This is a genomic window from Escherichia sp. E.sYA108 (assembly GCF_011754335.1).
In the GTDB taxonomy this organism is placed as follows: Bacteria; Pseudomonadota; Gammaproteobacteria; order Enterobacterales; family Enterobacteriaceae; genus Escherichia; species Escherichia coli.
The window spans coordinates 1067614-1089798 of the sequence record NZ_JAAQVZ010000001.1 but is presented as its reverse complement, the minus strand read 5'-3'; the positions used below and the strand labels follow the sequence as shown (position 1 = coordinate 1089798).

The 22185-nt window shown below is 50.3% G+C and carries 15 protein-coding genes; 6 read left to right on the top strand and 9 right to left on the bottom strand.

Features of this window, described 5'->3' with window-relative positions; translation table 11 throughout:
• Positions 1-3: 3 nt before the first annotated feature.
• The 5 genes from tssF to HBM92_RS05190 are packed head-to-tail and all read left to right on the top strand — an operon-like array spanning position 4 to position 5132.
• Entirely contained in the window at positions 4-1764 is a 1761-nt protein-coding gene (tssF, locus tag HBM92_RS05210) for a type VI secretion system baseplate subunit TssF (RefSeq protein WP_000342476.1), read from the top strand.
• Positions 1728-2807: a type VI secretion system baseplate subunit TssG gene (tssG, locus tag HBM92_RS05205; protein WP_000373314.1), complete on the top strand. Its 1080-nt coding sequence runs from the start codon at positions 1728-1730 to the stop codon at positions 2805-2807. The genes tssF and tssG overlap by 37 nt, the downstream gene beginning before the upstream one ends.
• Positions 2788-3324 (top strand): type VI secretion system lipoprotein TssJ, encoded by a 537-nt coding sequence (gene tssJ / locus HBM92_RS05200; protein ID WP_000484008.1) that lies wholly within the window; start codon positions 2788-2790, stop codon positions 3322-3324. Before tssG ends, tssJ begins: the two co-directional genes overlap by 20 nt.
• Before the next feature lie 3 nt (positions 3325-3327).
• Positions 3328-3756: a type VI secretion system baseplate subunit TssE gene (tssE, locus tag HBM92_RS05195; RefSeq protein WP_000106967.1), complete on the top strand. Its 429-nt coding sequence runs from the start codon at positions 3328-3330 to the stop codon at positions 3754-3756.
• Complete coding sequence (locus HBM92_RS05190) at positions 3756-5132, top strand: VasL domain-containing protein (RefSeq protein WP_000157817.1); 1377 nt, start codon at positions 3756-3758, stop codon at positions 5130-5132. Before tssE ends, HBM92_RS05190 begins: the two co-directional genes overlap by 1 nt.
• A 299-nt stretch (positions 5133-5431) precedes the next feature.
• Here HBM92_RS05190 and HBM92_RS05185 read toward each other — a convergent pair whose 3' ends face one another.
• The 6 genes from HBM92_RS05185 to amiC all read right to left on the bottom strand — a co-directional run bounded on the left by HBM92_RS05185 (position 5432) and on the right by amiC (position 12172).
• On the bottom strand, positions 5432-6379 hold the full coding sequence (locus tag HBM92_RS05185) for a phosphoglycerate dehydrogenase (RefSeq protein ID WP_001305290.1): 948 nt from the start codon (positions 6377-6379) through the stop codon (positions 5432-5434).
• A 71-nt stretch (positions 6380-6450) separates the two neighbouring features.
• Entirely contained in the window at positions 6451-7047 is a 597-nt protein-coding gene (locus HBM92_RS05180) for an SIS domain-containing protein (protein ID WP_001066223.1), read from the bottom strand.
• 2 nt (positions 7048-7049) lie between these two features.
• A complete protein-coding gene (locus tag HBM92_RS05175; protein WP_000382413.1) occupies positions 7050-8225 on the bottom strand; it encodes a MalY/PatB family protein in 1176 nt (391 codons plus the stop codon).
• Positions 8225-9805 carry a PTS transporter subunit EIIC gene (locus tag HBM92_RS05170; RefSeq protein WP_000810557.1) on the bottom strand — a complete coding sequence of 527 codons (1581 nt, stop codon included), beginning with the start codon at positions 9803-9805 and terminating at the stop codon, positions 8225-8227. The genes HBM92_RS05175 and HBM92_RS05170 overlap by 1 nt, the downstream gene beginning before the upstream one ends.
• Positions 9806-9836: 31 nt before the next feature.
• The gene (locus HBM92_RS05165) at positions 9837-10661 is read right to left on the bottom strand and encodes a PRD domain-containing protein (RefSeq protein ID WP_001529383.1); all 825 of its coding nucleotides are present in this window, start codon (positions 10659-10661) and stop codon (positions 9837-9839) included.
• Positions 10662-10918: 257 nt separating this feature from the next.
• Complete coding sequence (gene amiC, locus HBM92_RS05160; RefSeq protein WP_000016907.1) at positions 10919-12172, bottom strand: N-acetylmuramoyl-L-alanine amidase AmiC; 1254 nt, start codon at positions 12170-12172, stop codon at positions 10919-10921.
• Between the two features lie 231 nt (positions 12173-12403).
• Between amiC and argA the strand changes: the two genes are divergently transcribed.
• Positions 12404-13735, top strand: coding sequence for an amino-acid N-acetyltransferase (argA, locus tag HBM92_RS05155; protein WP_000237947.1), 1332 nt, complete (start codon positions 12404-12406; stop codon positions 13733-13735).
• A 61-nt stretch (positions 13736-13796) separates the two neighbouring features.
• Here the strand turns inward: argA and recD are convergent, their stop codons facing one another.
• Genes recD through ptrA form a run of 3 tightly spaced genes read right to left on the bottom strand, consistent with a single transcriptional unit; the run spans position 13797 to position 22046 of the window.
• Entirely contained in the window at positions 13797-15623 is a 1827-nt protein-coding gene (gene recD / locus HBM92_RS05150) for an exodeoxyribonuclease V subunit alpha (protein ID WP_000775939.1), read from the bottom strand.
• Positions 15623-19165: an exodeoxyribonuclease V subunit beta gene (recB, locus tag HBM92_RS05145; RefSeq protein WP_001305291.1), complete on the bottom strand. Its 3543-nt coding sequence runs from the start codon at positions 19163-19165 to the stop codon at positions 15623-15625. Before recB ends, recD begins: the two co-directional genes overlap by 1 nt.
• A complete protein-coding gene (ptrA, locus tag HBM92_RS05140) occupies positions 19158-22046 on the bottom strand; it encodes a pitrilysin (RefSeq protein WP_001138109.1) in 2889 nt (962 codons plus the stop codon). Before ptrA ends, recB begins: the two co-directional genes overlap by 8 nt.
• Positions 22047-22185: the final 139 nt, after the last annotated feature.

Genomic DNA, 22185 nt, shown 5'->3' with positions numbered 1-22185 from the left:
TTGATGGACGACCTGACCCAACGCTACTATGAAGCCGAAATGCGCTACCTGCGTGAAGCGGGTAAAGAATTTGCGCAGGCTTACCCCGACCGTGCTGCGATGCTTAATCTTGATAAACCCGGCGCACGCGATCCCTATGTGGAGCGCCTGTTCGAGGGCTTCGCTTTTTTAATGGGCCGCCTGCGCGAAAAGCTGGACGACGATCTGCCGGAACTGACTGAAGGGCTGGTCAGCCTGCTGTGGCCCCACTACCTGCGAACCATCCCGTCACTTTCCGTGGTTGAACTGTCGACAGATCACCGGCAGATGAAGCAGAGCGAAACGCTGAAAGAGTTTCAGGTGCTATCCCGTCCCATCGGCGAACGCAGAACCCGCTGCGTCTACAGTGCCACGCGTGATATCACGCTGCATCCGCTGGCGTTGCCGGACGTGTCATTGCAATATGAACCGGACGGACGCTCGGTTATCCGTCTGCGCTTTGCGTGCGGCCCGCTGGTTGGTGACTGGTCGCAGATCGATTTATCCCGCCTGCCGCTCTATCTCAATGCCGACAGCCCGGTAGCCTGTGCGTTGCACCGGGCTTTAACGCTTGGCACGCAGCAGTTCTGGCTGCGTCTGCCGGGGCAGGAACGCCGTGTGCTGGACGCGCACTTTTCCCCGATGGGTTTTGATGACGATGACCGACTGTGGCCGAAAGGTGAGTCAGCGTTCAGCGGCTACCAGTTGTTGCTGGAATATTTCACCTTCCGTGAGAAGTTTATGTTTGTGGCGCTGAACGGGCTGGAGAACGTCATCTGGCCGGAAAGGATAACCGGCTTTGAGATTGACGTGGTGCTGGCGGAAAACTGGCCTCATGATTTGCCGTTTAATACCGACAATCTCCGCCTGCACTGCGTGCCGGTCATCAACCTGTTCCCGCTCGAAGCCGATCCGTTACACCTTTCGCCGCTGGAAAACGAATTTCTGCTGCGCCCGATGCGCATTCAGGACGGGCATACCGAGATTTATTCCGTCGACAACATTATTTCTTCGCGCCATACCGGCAGTCAGGCGTATGTCCCCTTCTCCAGCTTTCGTCACCGGGGCGGGATGCTGCGCCACGATGCGCCGGAACGCTATTACCACACGCGGGTAAAGCGCGGCCCTTCCGGCCTGCATGACACCTGGCTGATTCTGGGCGGCGATGCATTTGATACTGACCGGATGCTGGAGGATGAAACGCTCTCTTTAAGCCTGACCGGTACTAACGGGCAGCTTCCCCGTAAGGCTTTACAGAGCACGCTGCTCGATACGCCAGTTCATGCCTCACAGAACGTCCTGCGGGTGCGCAACCTGTGCGCTCCGACGCAGCCCTGCTATCCCCCTGCGCGTGACCGCTTCCACTGGCGGGTGCTCAGTCACCTTGGTTCTAACTTTTTATCGATGATGGATAACGCCGAAATTCTGCGCGGCACGCTGGCACTGTACGACTGGACCGAAAGCGAGATGAACCGCCGTCGTCTGGAGGCGATTGTCGACGTTCAGCACAGCCTGATACAGCGTTTTGAAAGAGGCTTTCTGCTGCGTGGCGTGGATATTCAGGTGACGCTGGACAGTAACGGCTTTGCCGGAGAAGGTGATATCACGCTGTTTGGTGAACTGCTGCACCGCTTTTTCGCACTGTATGCCGATATCCACTTATTCACTCAACTGACCTTAATTCTGCAACCCACAGGAAAGTGCCTGCAATGGACAGAGCATCACAGCCAGCGCGTACCGGGCTGACCGACCGGCTGGCCCCGGATATTGCGCGGATCAATTTTTACCGTTTTTGCCAGTTGCTGGAACAGAGCCAGCAGAACGCGCCGCTGGGCAGTACCGACAGCCCCGCCACCGATGCGGTGCGCTTTCGTCCTCATCCCGGTATGGGCTTTCCGGTCAGCGAGTTAAAAAACGTTGAACGTGACGCGGGCAATCCCGACGCGCCCCCCACGGTGCGCACCACCTTTCTCGGCCTGTACGGCGTGGATTCGCCGCTGCCCACCGCCTATCTGGACTACATTACCCAGCGTCATGACGGACATGACGCAGTGATGGCGTTTCTCGATATTTTTAACCATCGCTTTATTACTCAGTACTACCGCATCTGGCGCAAATATAACTACCCGGCGTCGTTTGAAGCAGGTGCCGTGGATGACATTTCCCGTTGTCTGCTGGGACTCATCGGGCTGGGTATTCCCGGCAGCGAGAACCATATCGCCACGCCGGTATCCCGTTTTCTGGCCCTGCTCAGCGTGATGCGCCTGCCGACGCGCACGGCGGAAGGCGTCACGGCACTGGTAGGGCTGCTTGCCCCGCTGACCAAAGCGACGGTGGTGCCTCACGATCCGCAGCCTGTAATTCTCCCGGCCCCTGCGGGTCTGTCAAAAAATTCACGCATCAGCCTGAAAACGCGAACGCTGCTGGGGCGTACCGGTACCGACGCCAACAGCCAGTTGCTGCTGAAACTGTATACCGAAGATGCCGCAGAAGCACGTGGCTGGCTGCCCGACGGGCAACTGCACAGCGATTTGCTGGTGCTGCTGCGCGTTTATCTGGGCTGGCGCTGTCAGGCCCGTCTGCAACTGACGCTGCCCGTCAGCCTGTTGCCTGCTGCCCGGCTGGGAAAACAGCGTGTACAGATTAGCCGTACCGGCATCCTTCGCGCCTCCTTTGCCGCGCCCGCGACCGGAACAGTGACGGTCAGTCTGGGGCGTTATCAGGGATTAATACCCGCTTTTTCCATTCGTAACAGGGAGAGTATGACTCATGTTTCCTATTCGTTTTAAACGTCCGGCGTTGCTCTGTATGGCGATGCTGACGGTTGTTCTGAGTGGCTGCGGCCTGATTCAGAAAGTGGTGGATGAATCGAAAAGCGTGGCCTCAGCCGTTTTCTACAAACAAATCAAAATACTGCATCTCGATTTCTTCTCCCGCAGCGCCCTGAATACGGATGCGGAAGATACGCCGCTTTCCACGATGGTGCATGTCTGGCAACTGAAAACCCGCGAAGATTTTGACAAGGCGGATTACGACACCCTGTTTATGCAGGAAGAGAAGACGCTGGAGAAGGACGTACTGGCAAAACACACCGTCTGGGTAAAACCGGAAGGCACGGCATCCCTGAATGTGCCGCTGGATAAAGAGACGCAGTTTGTCGCCATTATTGGGCAGTTTTATCACCCTGATGAAAAAAGCGACAGCTGGCGTCTGGTGATCAAAAGGGACGAACTGGAGGCCGACAAGCCGCGCTCGATTGAACTGATGAGAAGCGACCTGCGACTGCTGCCTCTCAAGGATAAATAACCGATGTCGACACCTTCCTTATATGAAATGCTGACGTTCAGTTTCAGCGGCGAGTTACCGCTGGAACAGATCAGCGAGCGGGATCAGCTTATCCTTTCCGTGATGGACAATATGCAACGCATTATCAACTGCCGGGCAGGCACGCTGGCGCATTTGCCGGATTACGGTCTGCCGGATCTCAGTCTGATCCATCAGGGGATGGCTGCGGGTATTCATGGCCTGATGCGTCAGATTGAAGAAACACTGCTGCGTTATGAACCACGCCTGAGTCAGATACAGGTGGAATTACTCCCCCAGCCCCGTCCGGGGCATCTTAATTACCTGATCCACGCGCAGCTTCCCGATACCGGCTGGATACGCTTTGATGGCGTATTTTCTCCGGAAGGACGAATTGTTCTGCGTCATCTCAAACAACAGGAGCGGGCGTACTGATGGCAAGTAACGCGAATTTTATCAGCCAGTTCGTCATGGGCGGCGATCCCTGTACTTATAAGGAATCCGGTGAACTGCAGGCTGAAATGAGTAAACTGACTCACCCGGCCCGACCGGATGTGGACTGGCGTCAGGTGGAAAAACTCTGCCTCGCGCTGTTCCGGCAAAATGGCGTGGAACTACAGACGCTGGTCTGTTACGTACTGGCGATAACCAGACGGCAGGGGCTGGCAGGGATGGCAGACGGACTCGGTTCACTGGATATACTGCTCCAGCGCTGGGCTGACTTCTGGCCGGTACAGGTACATTCCAGAATATCACTGCTCAGCTGGGTCACAGAAAAAATGCAGCAGGCACTGAGAACGCTGGATATTCAGTATCAGGATCTGCCGCAGATCTACCGTTGTGTACAGCATCTTTCCGCCATCGAAACCACGCTGCAACAGTGTGAACTGTGGCATATGACGAAACTGGATCTACTGGCCGGGCAGTTTCGCAATACCGCATTGCGTCTGGAACGGCTGGCGCCTCAGGGAGCGGAAACCACTATCACTCCCCCTGAATTACCCCGCCGGGAAATGAATCAACCGAAAAAGTCAGAGGAAAGTCCACAGCCGGTTTTTGCAACCAGATCCGTTCAGCAAAACGATAAGGATGCCAGTCCACCCGTTCCATCCCCTGAAATCTCCCGGCAGCGGACATGGCCGATATTTATGGCCGGAATGGTTGTGATGGCCGGTCTCGGCGGAACAGGATTATGGGGCTGGTCGCAGCTTAATCAGCCGGACGCGCTAATCCAGCGAATACAACTGTCTGTCATGCCGTTGCCGCTGTCGCTGGAGAGCGGCGAACTGGCAAAGCTGGATGTAAAGGATAAGGCGCTGCTGGCTCAGGACAGAACAATTGCGGCAAGTCAGATGCAACTGGAGCAGTTAAACAAATTGCCTGCCCGCTGGCCACTGGAGCAGGGATATCGCCAGCTACGCCAGCTTGATGCCCTGTGGCCGGATAATCCTCAGGTCAGGGCGCTGAACGCGCAGTGGCGCAAACAGCGGGAGCTGAGCGCCCTGTCTGCTGAGGCACTGAATGGCTATGCTCAGGCGCAGAGCCAGCTACAGCGCCTGTCGGCGCAGCTGGATGCACTGGATGAACGTAAGGGGAGATATCTGACCGGTTCGGAACTAAAAACGGCGGTGTACGGCATCCGGCAGTCGTTAAAGGAGCCGCCGCTGGAAGAACTGCTTCGGCAACTGGAAGAGCAAAAACAGACCGGAGAGGTTTCGCCAACGCTGTTGACGCAAATTGATACCCGGTTAAATCAGTTGTTGAATCGCTATGTCATTTTACTGGATACGAAGGTGGAACAAAGTCAGTAAACATCGGGGGATTTATGTACCAATAAGGGATATGTGACCTTGCCATTTTTTAAAGGAGTCTCTGTGTACAAAAAAAGAGAGGAACAGGCCATTCGATCTACTCGTTGATTCACATCAGATAATGAGTGTATATTTCGGTAGATAGCTTGGGTTCGGGAACAGTGAATACCTTAAGTTTCAAAAGATTGGATTAACCTCTTGACTGTGGCCCCCGCAACCAATTTATTAGAATGCTGACAAACCGCAATGTGTTCTACAAATTGCGGTTTTTTTGTATTTAAAATCTTTGTTCGCTGAACTCACAACACGTTTTTTATCTCCCTTCCTGCGAAGTAATCAATTATCGACTGGGCAACGTGTATCCCGGTTTGCTGGTATGACTCAACGGTGGCGGCCGCGATATGCGGCGTTGTAATGATATTTTTGGCATGTAGCAGTGGGCTAAATTGCGCCAACGGTTCAGAGCTAAACACATCCAGCGCCGCAAACACATTTCGTTCTTCAATCACCTGAAGTAAAGCGCCCTCATCCAGCAACTTTCCCCTTGCGACATTGATGAGCAGAGCACCATTGCGCATCATCGACAAATATTTATGACTAATGAAGTTCTCCAGCCCAGAAGAAAAAGGCAAAAGAACAATGATGACATGCGACTGCATAAAGATATCTTCAATTGATACAAACTGAACTCCAGCTTTGTCAGCAACCTGATAGTCGGGTTGTTTGTCAAAAGCTAAAAGCTCAACATCAAAACCGGATAACCTTTTCGCCAGAGTTTTACCTATATTACCGTAGCCAACCAGGCCAATCCGTTTCCCTTGTAATTCACAGCCATGCGACTCACCCCAGTAGCCATTTTGCATCGCATGATAGCTGCCAGGGATATTTCTCATGCTCGCGAAGATAAGTCCAATGATAAATTCCGCAACCGCATTTGAATTAATCCCAACCGCATTATTGACAACAATACCGGATTGCTGTGCCGCACGAAGATCAATATTGTCTATCCCCGTCCCGAATCTCGATATTATTCTCACACCAGGCAGCAATGATAGCGTGTCCGCCTGATAACCATCTTTTCCGGCGATGACCGCGCAAATAGATTCTCGTAATGCAGTGGATTCTGATTTAAGCAGATGCTCCATATTATTCTTAATAATAAGATTAAAATTATTCTCTCTTAGCAACTTGCTGGCGGAAACACAGCGTGCTGAAAAGCTGGGGACGGTGACCAGAACATTTTTCATAGCGGACACTCACTTCAAAGAACGCCACCCCAAAAGATGGCGTGACCGGTTACTGTATTTATATTTTGAAATTATGAATTTGCTTTAATGCCGAGTGCACCTCCTGGATGATATAAGCCGAAATCAGCACGAGTAAATTTTTTCAATTCAGAGAGTGCAAGCGCCACCGCATCACCAACAACCAGAACAACAGTCGACGAGCATGACGGTGCTAAACCTAAATTATCCGCCTCACTTTTGACGGGGATTTCAACAGATAAATCACAACTTATCGCAAGCGATGAGTGATGACTGCGGGTAAAAGAGATCAAATAATTACCCATTTTTTTCAAACTAGGCAGTGTCGCCAGGATTTCCGCCGTCTCACCACTGTTTGAAATAAGAATAACAACATCGTCTTTCGCCACCATTCCAAGGTCGCCGTGTACCGCTTCCGTACCGTGAACAAAAAACGAGGGAGTTCCGGTACTGGCAAAAGTTGCTGCGAGTTTTCTGGCAATAATACCGGACTTACCAACACCAATAAAAACAACTTTTCCCTGACAAGATTGTAATACTTTAATTAAATTAGCGAATTCAGAAAGTGGGGAATCAATAACCTCTTCTACTGCTTTAAGTTCGTTATGCATAAAATGTTTAATGAGATGGATAAGATCCGTGTTATTCATTTTTATTCTCCCTGATTAATATTTTTAATTACACTCACAAGACGCGTAAGCCCCATATATAATTTTTCTCGACCGCAGGCCAGGTTCAGACGAAGGTAGCCCTCCCCCTCCGTTCCATAGACATGCCCCGCCATAATGCCCACTTTGCCTTCATGAATTAATCGACTGTAGAATTCATCAAAAGGATAACCAATAGCAGAACAATCTATCCAGGAAAAATAGCAACCATCAGCTGGCCTTACGATCAATTCTGGAATATTTTCATTCAGATACTGCTGGGTGAATTGAATGTTAGAGGCAATATGTGCCTTTAATGACTTTAACCATCCCTCACATTCGTTATAGGCAATAATAGTTGCAATTATATTCAGTACTGATGGGGAGTTTACAAAATCGCGATACCTCGATATCGTTCTGAACTTATGATTAAAATTATCGTCAGTTGAAATCATATACGATCCTGTTAGTGCAGGAACATTAAATGTTTTCGATATCGAGTTAAATACTACTACTTTTTCTTTTTTTATTTTAAGCGCGGATGTAAAGCTACGATTAAAAACAAAATCACTATGGATTTCATCTGAACATAACCAGACATTATGCCTTGTACAGCTTGCAGCGATTTTATGCAGTTCTTCTTCCGACCAGACTGTTCCTGTCGGGTTATGAGGATTACATAATAACACCATCTTTGCGCTTTTAATCTTAAGATCAAAATCTTGCCAGTTGATAGCGTAGCCCCCCTCATTTTTTATAATCAAAGAGGCTGTCAGAATATTTCGCTCGCTATGTTTAATTACATCAAAAAATGCATTATAGACAGGTGTAAAAACGAGAATATTATCACCATGCGATGTCAATAACTCTATTGCTTTTGCAATAGAGTACATCACACTGGGGCTATAGGTTATCCATTCAGGTTTAATATCTGTTTGATATTGTTGATAATACCAGTTTACTATCGCATTCAGATATTCACCATGTTGCCAACGACTGTACCCTAAAATCGGGTGTTCCAGGCGTTTTTTTAATGCTCTGGTGATAGCGTCTGGTATCGGAAGATCCATATCTGAAATAGAGAATGGTAGTACATCTTTTACACCAAATCTGTCCTCGCAAAAGTCCCATTGGGTACAATATGTTCCTTTGCGGGAAACAGGAGTATTAAAAACATCCATCAGTATATCCCCATATAGTTATCCATATCCCGACGCAGGGCGATGACTTTAGTGCCGATAATGACTTGTAGGGTATTTTGATCAAGTTTAACAACCGCAATTCCGCCGGCTCTTTTTATTGCAGCCTCGTCAAGCAATCCCATATCTGCGATTGTTAAACGTAAACGAGTTACGCAATTATCCAGTGACTTAATATTCTCTTTACCACCAAGTGCCTTAACCATCTGCTCCGCCGCTTGCAGCTCTGATTTATCAGGAGTTGGGATATCCGCTATAGCCGTATCCTCATGAGCGTTCAGCGTGACAGGACTGGACTCTTCACGGCCTACCGTCATCAGGTTAAATTTGAGAATAGTCCAACGGAACACAAAGTAATAAATGAAGAAATAGGCCACTTCGACACACACCGCGATCGGCCAACCTGTTCTTGTGCCACGCAATACGCCAAAGCTAATAAATTGAATCAGATCGCCAGTAAATCCCATCTTCACGCCCATATATGGCAGAACCATGTTAGCGAATCCATTCATAAAGGCATGGAAGACAAACAGCAGTGGACTGACAAATAAGAACAGAAACTCAATCGGTTCGCTGACGCCGCCAATAATCACCGTAAGCACCCCGGAAATAAGCAATGCTTTGATAGCCTTTCTGTTTTGAGCATGAGCAGTGCGATACATCGCCAGCGCGGCACCAGCCAGACCATACTGAATCATCAGTTTGCCCTGCTCCATTTTCCCCGCCAAATCCAGCGGAATGACCGCATTCTCTTTGACGTATGCCATAAACATGTTCAGGGTGCCGTAATATTCTTCGCCACCAATCACAGCCGAACCGCCGATTGGCGTAAAGCGGAAAACTGACGTCACCAGATGGTTTAAGCCAAAAGGAATCGTCACGCGTTCGGCAACTGCATAGAAGAAATAACCAACAGGACCGGAAGTTGAAATCCAGTGTCCAATGAGCATGAAAAGATTGAAAAACGGCGGCCAGATAAAAGGAATGATCAGACCAAATCCACTCATCACAATCAGTGTAATGATAGGCACCAGACGTGGGCCGCTATAAAAACCTAACGATTCAGGAATGCGTAAATTAACGATCTTTTTATACATGCTGGCGACTAATAACCCAGCAACAATTCCCCCCAACACGCTGGTATTGTAGGACTGGATCCCCAGAATGATGGTTTGCCCATGTGTCGACATTTGGTCAGCAACGACCAATAAGTCGTGCTGTTTAAGATAAAAGTTCGTTCCCAGATGCATCGCCATAAAACCAATTAAGCCAGAAAAAGCACCATAGGCTTTATCCTCTTTATCTTTTAATAATCCTAAGGGAATCGCTATCGCAAACAATACAGGTAAATTAACAAAGGCAAACAAACCAAGACTAACAATGAAATCAAGTATGGTTTTAATTATTGGAATAGCCAGAAATGGAATTAACTTTGCCATATCATCACTGGCTAAACCACTTCCCAGCCCTAGCATCATGCCACATACACTTAGCAGAGCAATGGGATACATAAATGCCTTCCCCAGGCTCTGAAAAAAACTCCAGGCTTTCTTTTGTTTCATGTGGGTTATCTCATATAAATGTTATATATAATTAGTCCATTAATACTTTGGTACGAATAGAGAGATATAGTTTTTCTTCTAAAATTAATTCATATTTAAAAGTGGCATACAGATACCGTTCAATTTCATGAATTGCGCGCTGTAACAGGATGTCCTTTTCAAGAAACTGTTCATAGATATCACCAATATCTTTCTGTTTTATTTTTTCATTGCATAACACGCGACTTGAAAAATATTTAAGGTGCATCATAAATCTGGAATAGTTAAATGAACTTCTGTCCACCTTTCTGTTATAAACAACTTCAATAAGCTCCGTGATTATTTGCGACAACTCAATAATCCGTACTGATTCATAATCAACTGAATTTTCATAATTATTTAAAATATGCAATGCTATAAAACCAATCTCATCATCAGGAAGTTGAACGCTGAATTGCTCATTAATGATAGTTAATGCATCGCGACTTATCGCATACTCTGCTTTGTACAACGCTTTGATTTCATCAAGGAAAACATTATTAATTTGTATACCTGAAACGACTCGGGATATTGCATTCGAAATGTGATCCGCAAGAATCAATAGTAGCGATGGATTGAGATTTTTTTCGAGATTTTTCTCCGCATATTGCACTATTTTTTCGGCAACAAACACATACTCAATATCTACATGTTCAATCAATTTATAGAGTTTGTTTTTTTGTTCATTTCTGACATAAAAAATCCGGTTAGCCGGATGCTCAGGGACCAACATTCCATATTTTTTGTTGTAACCGACGCCAGGCCCAGAAATGATAACCTCCTGTCCATTCATCGATGCCTGCACACAATTATTGTTCATGACTTTTTCGATGATCATTCCATGGCTCCAAAAAAAAAGGCAAGGCACGTCAGAAGTAATAACTACTTCAAACATTGCCTTGCCTGATTTAACAGTTACAAGATGATTAACTAATGCGTATACATTACACGGAATTGTGCTTAATTAAAGAGATGGTCGGCTTATTTTTCAAGCCGACATTCAAATATCCGACATCAGTCACAAAACCAGCGTCTAATATTCAGGTAAATGTTATCTATTCAACGAAATATAAATTCATTGAATAAATAAAAACATTATCCCCTTCTCGCCAGCGTCGCCCCATCGGCAAAATACGCTTTAATTCCCGCAAGAATAGACTCCGCAACTTCCTGCTGGAAAGTCGCCGTTTTCAGTTTACGCTCTTCCTCAACGTTACTGATAAACGCCGTTTCGACCAGAATGGAGGGAATATCTGGTGCCTTTAGTACGGCAAACCCAGCCTGTTCAACTTGATTTTTATGCAGCTTGTTGATTTTACCGAGCTTATTCAGCACCGCTTTACCAAACTTAAGGCTGTCGGCAATGGTCAGCGACTGCACCATATCGAACATGGTGTGGTCGACATAGCGGTCACCGCTTTTGCTTACGCCACCAATCAAGTCCGAGGCGTTCTGGGTTTGTGCCAGATATTTTGCCGCAGTACTGGTTGCGCCTTTGGTTGAGAGCGCAAACACCGAGGAACCGCTCGGCTGGCGACTGGTAAAGGCGTCGGCATGGATAGAAACAAACAAGTCAGCGCGCTGTTTCTGGGCTTTTGCTACGCGCACTTGCAACGGAATGAAGATGTCTTCATTGCGCGTCATGTACACCTTCATATTGCCCTCTTTCTCGATCAGAGAGCGCAGACGGCGAGCTATTTGCAATACCACGTCTTTTTCGCGCGTTTTGTATTTCCCCACCGCACCGGAGTCTTCGCCACCGTGGCCAGGGTCAAGCATAATGACAATCGGACGATCCCGCCCAGCTTTACCCGGTTGTGGACCACTTTGTGCTGGCGGCACCTGCTTTTCGAGGTCGCCTTTGTTGTAATCCTCCAGCAGCGCCAGCAGCGGGTCCTGCATATCCTGTGCATTGGCCGGATAGAGGTCCATCACCAGACGCTCTTTAAACCCGGCGACCGGCGCAAGGGCAAACAGCTGCGGTTTTACGTTTTGCTTTAATTCAAAAACCATACGTACGGTTTGCGGGTCAAATTGCCCGACGCGCGCCGACTTGATGAACGGGTCGTCAGCGCGGATTTGCGCAGCCATCCCCTTGAGCACCGAGTTCAGGTTTACATCTTCGATATCCACCACCACGCGTTCAGGATTACTCAACGCGAACTGCTTATATTTCAGCTGACGATTTGATTCTACCGTCACGCGGGTGTAGCTGGACGCAGGCCAGACGCGCACCGCCACGACCTGGCTGACCGCAGCCAGGCTGACCTGACTTACGCTCAATAGCCACATGGCACCCGCGCCTTGCAGTAAACGACGACGGCTGATTGCAGTGTTGGATCCTGACATGCCTCTCCCGAGCAAAAGAAATCTAAGCTGTGTAACAAGTAAACGACCAATTTGACCGGAAACTTTAGCGAAAGACGCATAATCTGTCATCTATAAAACGGTAAACATTCTTTTTATATTCACGGTATTACTGATAAAAAACTCGCTCCCGCATAAAATTTACACTTGCACCCTGCAAAAAAACAGAATAAAAATACAATAATTTCGAATAATCATGCAAAGAGGTGTACCGTGGTAAAGGAACGTAAAACCGAGCTGGTCGAGGGATTCCGCCATTCGGTTCCCTATATCAATACCCACCGGGGAAAAACGTTTGTCATCATGCTCGGCGGTGAAGCCATTGAGCATGAGAATTTCTCCAGTATCGTTAATGATATCGGGTTGTTGCACAGCCTCGGCATCCGTCTGGTGGTGGTCTATGGCGCACGTCCGCAGATCGACGCAAATCTGGCTGCACATCACCACGAACCGCTGTATCACAAGAATATACGTGTGACCGACGCCAAAACACTGGAACTGGTGAAGCAGGCAGCGGGAACATTGCAACTGGATATTACTGCTCGCCTGTCGATGAGTCTCAATAACACACCGCTGCAGGGCGCGCATATCAACGTCGTCAGTGGTAATTTTATTATTGCCCAGCCGCTGGGCGTCGATGACGGCGTGGATTACTGTCATAGCGGGCGTATCCGGCGGATTGATGAAGACGCGATCCATCGTCAACTGGACAGCGGTGCAATAGTGCTAATGGGGCCGGTCGCTGTTTCGGTCACTGGCGAGAGCTTTAATCTGACCTCGGAAGAGATTGCCACTCAACTGGCCATCAAACTGAAAGCTGAAAAAATGATTGGTTTTTGCTCTTCCCAGGGCGTCACTAATGACGACGGTGATATTGTCTCCGAACTTTTCCCTAACGAAGCGCAAGCGCGGGTAGAAGCCCAGGAAGAGAAAGGCGATTACAACTCCGGTACGGTGCGCTTTTTGCGTGGCGCAGTGAAAGCCTGCCGCAGCGGCGTGCGTCGCTGTCATTTAATCAGTTATCAGGAAGATGGCGCGCTGTTGCAAGAGTTGTTCTCACGCGACGGTATCGGTACGCAGATTGTGATGGAAAGCGCCGAGCAGATTCGTCGCGCAACAATCAACGATATCGGCGGTATTCTGGAGTTGATTCGCCCGCTGGAGCAGCAAGGTATTCTGGTGCGCCGTTCTCGCGAGCAGCTGGAGATGGAAATCGACAAATTCACCATTATTCAGCGCGATAATACGACTATTGCCTGCGCAGCGCTCTATCCGTTCCCGGAAGAGAAGATTGGGGAAATGGCCTGTGTGGCAGTTCACCCGGATTACCGCAGTTCATCACGGGGCGAGGTTCTGCTGGAACGCATTGCCGCTCAGGCGAAGCAGAGCGGCTTAAGCAAATTGTTTGTGCTGACCACGCGCAGTATTCACTGGTTCCAGGAACGTGGATTTACCCCAGTGGATATTGATTTACTGCCCGAGAGCAAAAAGCAGTTGTACAACTACCAGCGTAAATCCAAAGTGTTGATGGCGGATTTGGGTTAAGCGATGAAAATCGCCGGATGCGGCAGGCGTAACACTCGTGCGTCGCATCCGGCAATTACGTTTATTCCCGCGAACTAAACAACGCCGCCAGACCACTGCGCCGCTCGGTGCGCGTGGCAATTGCCGCACTTAAAATGCGCTCATCGGCATACAGCGACAGACGGCGACGCGCGCGGGTCACTGCGGTGTAAACCAGCTCTCGCGTTACTACCGGCGTGCGTTGACTCGGTAAAATCAACGCCGCATGGTCGAACTCCGATCCCTGCGATTTATGTACCGTCATCGCCCACGTCGTTTCGTGCTCTGGCAGGCGACTCGGTTGCACAGACTTAATATTGCCGTCCGGCATCGCAAACCAGACGCGCGTCCCCTGCCCGCGATCCAGCGCAATACCGATATCGCCATTAAACAACCCAAGCGCGCTGTCATTACGGGCAATCATCACCGGTCGACCTTCGTACCAACGAGAGTGCGGATTACGATGAATTTTGCGCTTCTGTTGCATAAACTGCTCAATTCGCTCATTCAGTCCAGCCACGCCAAACGGCCCTTCCCGCAGGGCGCACAAAAGCTGGTACTCATTGAACGCCTGAATGATTAAATCCGGCTCGGCACGCGCTTGCAGCAGATCCAGATAACGCCCGTAACCCGCAAGAGCTTCCTCAAGCATCGCAATATAATCTTCGCCACTCTGTAAAAGCCGTTTTTCGATATCAGTAAAATCCTGCTGAAAAACGGTTTTCACTGCCGTTTTATCACCACGGTTAATCGCCGCAGCTAACTGACCAATGCCAGAATCGCTGCCGAAACGATAGCTTTTTTGCAGCAGGCAGAGGCTGTCGCGCAAAGATGCCGCTTCTGTGCCAGTTCCTGCTGGAACGTGGCTTCCCGTCAGGCGGCTCAACTGCCCGGCACGCTCGGCGGTAAAGCCCGCGTTGGCATAAGCGCAGATATCGCCCAGCACAGCCCCAGCCTCAACCGAGGCCAGTTGATCACGATCGCCGAGAAAGATCACTCGCGCATGATCGGGCAAGGCGTCGATCAGTCTCGACATCATAGGAAGATCGATCATTGACGCTTCATCTACCACCAGCACATCAAGATGCAGCGGGTTACCGGCATGATGACGTAAACGCTGGCTACCCGGCTGCGCACCCAGCAATCGGTGCAAAGTGCTGGCATCTTCCGGAATGCGTTTCTTTTGTTCATCGGTCAGCGGTAATTGTCGCAAAGCCTTGCCGAGAGATTCGGTTAAGCGCGCGGCAGCTTTACCCGTTGGTGCAGCCAGACGGATACGGCAGCGTTCGCCGTCGGCCATTTGAATTAACGCTGCCAGCAACTTCGCTACGGTGGTCGTTTTACCGGTGCCAGGGCCGCCGGAAATCACCGAGATCCGCCGCGTCAGCGCCACTGCCGCCGCAACTTTTTGCCAGTTAATTTCATCGCTTACTGGAAAAAGTTTGTCCAGGGTTTGCGCCAGTAGAGCTTCATCAACCTCAATGGCATGATTCACTTCGTTGAAAAAGCGTGCCACTGTGCGCTCGTTACACCACATGCGATTCAAATAAAGACGATCGCCACAGAGGATCATCGGCGTTGGTTCATCTCCCCGGCTGACCGCTTGTGAAGCCAGCAAGCATTCTTCCCAATTTTGTAGCTCACCGATTTCACTGACACAGGTCGCCAACAGCGGATGCGATGCCTCGTTATTTTCCAGTCGTGAAAGCGGCAAACAAACGTGTCCCTCTCCGGCATCATGACTTAATAGTGCCGCCGCGAGGGTGACGGCAGGATGTTCATCTCCCGCCACGGTCAGGGCAAACTGCACGTCCAGTGGGCGTAGCTGTTTGTGCTCCACAGCTTCCAGTAATTGCTTTTGCAATTTCATTACGCCTCCTCCAGGGTCATACCGGCAAACATCTCATCCATCAGGGCAATCAACCCGGCATTGGGTCGGGTTGTGTAAATCCCCTGTTGCGGATGTTCTTTATCAACACCACGCAGGAACAGATAAATAACGCCGCCAAAGTGGCGCTCATAGTCGTAATCAGCAATGCGATGGCGCAGATAACGGTGCAGCGCCAGGGTATAAAGCTGATATTGCAGATCATAGCGGTGCGCCTGCATTGCCGCTGCCATAGCCTGTTGGGTGTAAGCCGAACTGTCTTCACCCAGCCAGTTGGATTTATAGTCGAGCAGGTAATAACGCCCTTCGTGGCGGAATACCAGGTCGATAAAGCCTTTTAACATGCCGCGTACCTGCATGAACTCCAGCGGCGGGCAGCCAGCGGATAGCGGGTCAAACTGGCGAATTAGTGCATCAAGCTGGCTGGCGATAAGCGGTTCACTAATCGGCAGGTAAAACTCCATCTCCACCTGTTTATCGCGATCGGAAAGCTGATTCAGGCTAACACCCGTTTCATTGAGAGGTGCCTGGAGGACAGCCGTGATCCACTCGGTCAACACTGGTTCCCACTGCGATTCAAAGCCGCCGAGTTCCAGTTTTTCCTGTACCCAGTTCGGGTCAACCGGCTGGGTAAAATCGAGGTCTTCAAACAAACTGTGCAAGAATGTCCCTGGTGACGCACCGCGCGGGAACTGATGCGGTGTTAACGTCGGTTCTTCAACGACGCTGACCACGCCTGCGGCATCAACATCCAGCCGTGGCATCAGATCCTGAGCGATACCGTGACCACGCTGCTGCAAACCGGAGTAGCTGGTGACACGCCAGTTATCGCCGGGCAATCGTTGTAGCGTCCTCGCATTCAGTTCTGCAGTTAAAACATCATTAACCTGCCAGGGCTGGTTATCACCAGTTTGTGCCGTTTGCCAGGCAATATCATCATCGCATAACGCTTCAATACAGGTGCGAAGCCCTGCCGCATCTTGTGGTTCCCCTTTTTGCAGCAAACGCCCAAGCGCACTTTGGTGGACGTCGGTGTCACTTTTTTTATCGCCACGACGGCGCACCAGCGGTGCAACGCCGAGACTGCAATGCCAAACCGAACGCGTCAGCGCCACGTAAAGTAAACGCAGATCTTCCGCCAGACGTTCGGCCTCCGCGAGGTCGACGCTTTCTGGCGCAGCATTAAGATCCAGAACGGCCTCAAACGAGTGGCGATCGTGATAGAACGCCTGATCCTGGACGCGGAAATTGGTAATAAATGGCAACCAGACCAGCGGATATTCCAGCCCTTTTGATTTGTGGATCGTGACAATCTGCACCAGATGTTTATCACTTTCGAGGCGCATTTGTTGGCTGGAGGCATTACTGTCTGGCTCGAGGATATGTTGCGATAACCAGCGTACCAGCGCATGTTCACTTTCCAGCTGCGTTCCGGCTTCTTGTAGCAGTTCGCTGATATGCAAGATATCGGTAAGACGCCGCTCACCGCCTGCCGTTGCCAGCAAGTTTTCAGCAATGTTACGCGCCGACATCAGCGCCCGCAGCATCGGCATAACGCCACGTTTGCGCCAGATTTGCCGATAACCATCGAACTCTTCGACTACCGCATCCCACGCATGTTCGTCATTATTCAGCGTTTCAATATCCAGCGCATTCAGCCCCATCATTGACGTTGCCAGCGCACTGCGCAGGGTGTTCTCACGTTCGGGTGTCATCACCGCCTGCAACAGCCAAAGCATCTCCTGTGCTTCCAGAGTTTCAAAAACACTGTCGCGGTTCGAAAGGTAAACGGAAGGGATTTCCAGCAACGTTAAGGCATCGCGCACCTGGGCGGCCTCCTGGCGGCTGCGCACCAGCACACTGATGTCCGAAGCACGTACCGGACGTGCATCATCGCCGTTCATCAGCAACGCTTCCCCGCGCTGCCCGGCTTGTAGCCAGTCGCGGATTTGCGCAGCACATACCTGCGCCATGGTACTTTGATAGTCGCCAACGCCGCAGCTTTCGCCTTCCATCAGCCACATTTTCATCGCAGGCTGCGTTTCACCTTTAAATACAAAACGTAACGCCTGATTTTTGCCGGCAGATTTCACAGGAATAAACGGTATTTCACGAAACATGAACGCGTCATCAGTCTGGCTGAAAAGTTTGTTAACGCTGTTCACCATTCCCGGTGCGGAACGCCAGTTGGTATCTAAGGTGTAGTGAGCATGAACTTCGCTACGCGCCTTCATATAAGTGAAGATATCCGCACCCCGGAATGCATATATGGCCTGTTTCGGGTCGCCAATCAGCAACAATGCGGTTTCCGGCTGATGGTGCCAGATACGGCGAAAAATTCGATACTGTTGGGGGTCGGTATCCTGAAATTCATCGATCATTGCCACCGGGAATCGCGTACGGATCGCCGCTGCCAATACCTCGCCGCTTTCACTACGCAGCGCGGAATCGAGCCGACTTAACATGTCATCAAAACCCAATTCGCCACGGCGGCGTTTTTCACGCGCTACTGTTTCGCGGATCTCAGCCAATGCGCGAGTGATCACCAGATCGCGGATCGACAATGGTTCTGCAAGCAGTTGATCGATCGCCTCAAACAGTGGATGTCGCGGGGTTTCCCCCCCGGCTTTCGTGCGATCTTCTAAGAAACGCTGAGAGAATTTTTCCAGCGACTCTGGCAACTGATAACTGTTGGTCTCTTCTTCTGCCCAGGCGCTGATCTTGTCGATCCATTTAGCCTGATTGCTACGGTTAAACTTGCGTCGATCAATACCAGAAGATTCGATCAGCGCATCCAGTTCACCCACTGCGTCGCGCCACTGCTGTTTTACCGTATCAATACGCGCCACAATTTGCGCGTGGCGGGAAGCCAGCGTTTCATCATCGGGCGGCGGTGCTTTGATAACCGGTGCTTCGCCTTGCAGATAACGATTAATATCGCGCAGCAACGCCTGCGGCCCTTTCCAGGTTTCAAAGACCACCTGGGCAATTTCACGCGTCAGCGGGTAGCAGTGGCGACGCCAGAAATCGGCGCAGGCCTGGTAGCGTAGCAGAGACTCATCTTCAATCAGCTGCTGCTCAAACAGCATGCCGGATTCAAAGGCATTCAGGTTGAGCATGCGCTGGCAAAAACCGTGAATAGTAAAGACTGCCGCTTCATCCATCTGCCGTTCGGCTAACAACAACCACTGCGCGGCTTGCGCTTTATCGTCGATCTCTTCCAGCAGACGTGCATACAGCGGATTGTCAGTGGTTTCACGCAGGCAGGCGATACGCAACTCGTGAATATTGCTACGGATACGACCGCGCAATTCTGCCGTGGCAGCCTCGGTAAAGGTGACCACCAGCAGTTCTTCAACGGTCAGCGGGCGGGGAAAGGCGGCGGAACCGCCTAGCCCAAGTAACAGGCGCAAATAGAGCGCTGCAATCGTAAAGGTTTTGCCTGTGCCGGCAGAGGCTTCAATCAGGCGCTCACCCTGTAAGGGCAAGCGCAAAGGATCTAGTGTCTCGGCGACATCACTCATTCTTTTCACTCATCAGGGGCATTGTTTGCTGCAACGCGCTGACGTTCTCCCACACTTTCCAGCCTTCAGGATGCACATATTCGGCTTTCCCGTTCTGGCTGCCGGAAATCTGCGACAGAATAGCCATACCTTGCGGCTCGACCACCGCCTGATGGAAGAAATCAGCAAGTTTTTGCGGCGTCAGCAGTTTTATCTGGGCCACGATTTTATCACGCGAATCGAAGCGCATATTGCCGCGATCGAAATCTTTACTTAACTTCGATGCTTCTTCGCCGAGCGTTTGCGGTGCCTGCAGCATCTGGGTTATTACCGCCTGCTGGATTTGCGCAAACTCTTCTGGCTTCATCGTCCGCAATTTTGCCTCTGCGGTTGGGAAAAACGCCTTGTAACGCTCCCACAAGAATGAAGGCTGTTTATCATTGCTTTGCAAAAGGAAGCCCATGCCCCACTGACGCCCCACGCTCATTGGAAACGCAAACACGGCATAGCCCAACTGTTCTTCGGTACGCAACTGATTGTAGAACCACGGCTGTACGATCTGCCCCAACAGAGAGCTATAGGCTGAGCTGGTGTATTCATCGTAGCCAGTCGGTACAAATATCGCTGCCAGTGCGGAGTCGGTGCTGTTACCAGCTTTTTCAAAGATGACGGATTGTTTTTTATCGACCACGACATCTTTGTTACGACACCACTCTGAACCATCAGCGCCCAACTGTTTTTGCACATGGCGTGCCAGCGTTGTTGCCTGGGCTTCAGTCATGTTGCCGATAACCATAAACTCTGGTCTAGCCCCTGATTTTAAGGCGTCGCGATAGGCCAGCACCTCTTTCAACGTAATGGAGGGCAAAATTTTGCGCCGTTCATCTCGCGAGAAGTACGGCACTTGCGAGAGCATCTGCGCGGGCATAATCGCCTGCTCAAACGCTTTGCCCTTTTCTGCGGAATCCATCATCTGGTTATACCAGGACTTCGCCTGCTCAAGCTGATCTTCCGTAGCGGTATAGCTAAAGTAGCCCTCCAGCAGAGCCTGGAACAGCTGCGGCAGGCGCTGAGTGTAACCATTGGCATTAACCATAAGGCCGTTGTTAGCATTGGTGGAAAAACTTATGCCACCAACCGACGCCTGGTTGCTTAACTGATCAAGCGCCAGCCCTGCGAGATAATCATTGAGCGCAAACATCACCTGATTGCGGGCGCTGTCCATGGCTTTCGGATTACGCAAAATCAGGCTGACATCAGCTTTGGGCTCACTGGCAAAATAACGGCTTGGCGCATACACCACGCGCAGATTCGACTCATCAACAATCAACTCTGGATGGTCGTATTTCTTCTCTGACTTAATCAGCGAGAAATCGTCAGGAATATAGGGGTTAAGCTCCGGTAAGGAGAGCGCAATATTGGCGGCTTTTTTCTGCCAGTCCGCGAAAGTTTGTTCGCTGATTTTATCGACTTGATACGGCGCATCGACAAAATAAGCCGTTTTATTGTGCGGCTCTTTCGGGCTGATATACCAGATACGCGCATTCTGCGGCGTCATCATCGCCAGACGTTCTTTTACTGCTTTAGCATCGTACCGATCGGCAATATTGACTGCATCCAGTGTATGCTCAACAGGAACGCGAATCATGGTATCAGCCAGCCATTCGACGTAATCCATATCACGGGTGATTGACGGATAACGGAAGTCGATATCCAGCACATTCGCCAGTTCATCGAAGTATTGTTTATCGATCCCTTTTTCACGTAACAGATTGAGATAGCTAAAAATGGCCGCCACAACCTGATCGCGATTCGCCAGACCTTTATCGGTTAAAGACGCAGAGATCGCTAATACGCCGCTGTTGCCGTTGACGATAGGATCGGAATTGGCGCTAATACCCTCAACTAATCCCTGCTTTTGCAGCCAGTCAGAAAGTGTACCAGGGCTGCGATTACCAATCAGATAGGTAATCAATTCATCCGTTTTACTACGGAACTTCGCTGAATTGTTATCGATGCGAAACTCAACGCGCAGAACTTTACGCGGCAACGCCGGGACGTAATGAATGATAATGCCCTTTTGCGCGTCGGTGACTACCGGCACGGTGATTTCCGGTTTTTTGCTCTCTTTGTTCGGCACGCGACCAAAGGTGTCCGCCGCCATTTTCGCCAACTCCGGCAACGGTTTATTGCTGTAAATAACCGCCTTCATCAGATTGGCGGAATAGTACTTCTCGTGGAAATCTTTCAGCGCCTGCTGTACCGGATTACCTGGTTTGTCGCTTAAAGTTTCGAGGTTACCACCAGAAAACTTTGAACCGGGGTGTGCCGGGTTAATGGTTTCTGCGCTGACCTGTGCCATGCGCATCCCGTCACGCGTACGCGCCATGGTTAATTCGGCATTCACTGCATTACGCTCACGTTCGGCGTATTTCTTGTCGAGCAAGGGTTCTGCAATAGCATCGGCCAGGCGGTCTACCGCACCGGGTAAGGCATCGTTCTCAACTTCCAGATAGAAAGCCGTGCGATACGGTGCCGTGCTGGCATTGTGACTGCCGCCGTGCATTTTGAGATATTCGGCCAGACTGTCAGCCTGCGGGTACTTTTTCGACCCCATCAGACTCATATGTTCAAGGTAATGTGCCAGCCCCTGGTACGCCTCAGGATCTTCCAGCGACCCAACGGGCACCACCAGCGCCGAGAGCGATTTAACTGCCTGCGGATCAGAAACCAGTAAGACCACCATACCGTTATCCAGACGTATAGCCTGATACTGGCGGTTATCTTTATCACTTTTACGGATGGTTTCCTGAATCGGCTGCCATCCCGTTTCTGCCTGACTTAAGGGTGCCCAGAGGGCAACAAACAACAATAATGCTTTGAACCAGATGCTGCGGGGCATTCACGGACCTCATAATCAACTTTATTTTCTGGCCAGATTCAACACGTTAACGCAAATCATCTGCCAGAATTTAATCTTGTGCTGCACGAGTCAGCCTATGTCTATATAACCATCAGTCCGTGACTGGTGCGCATCATAA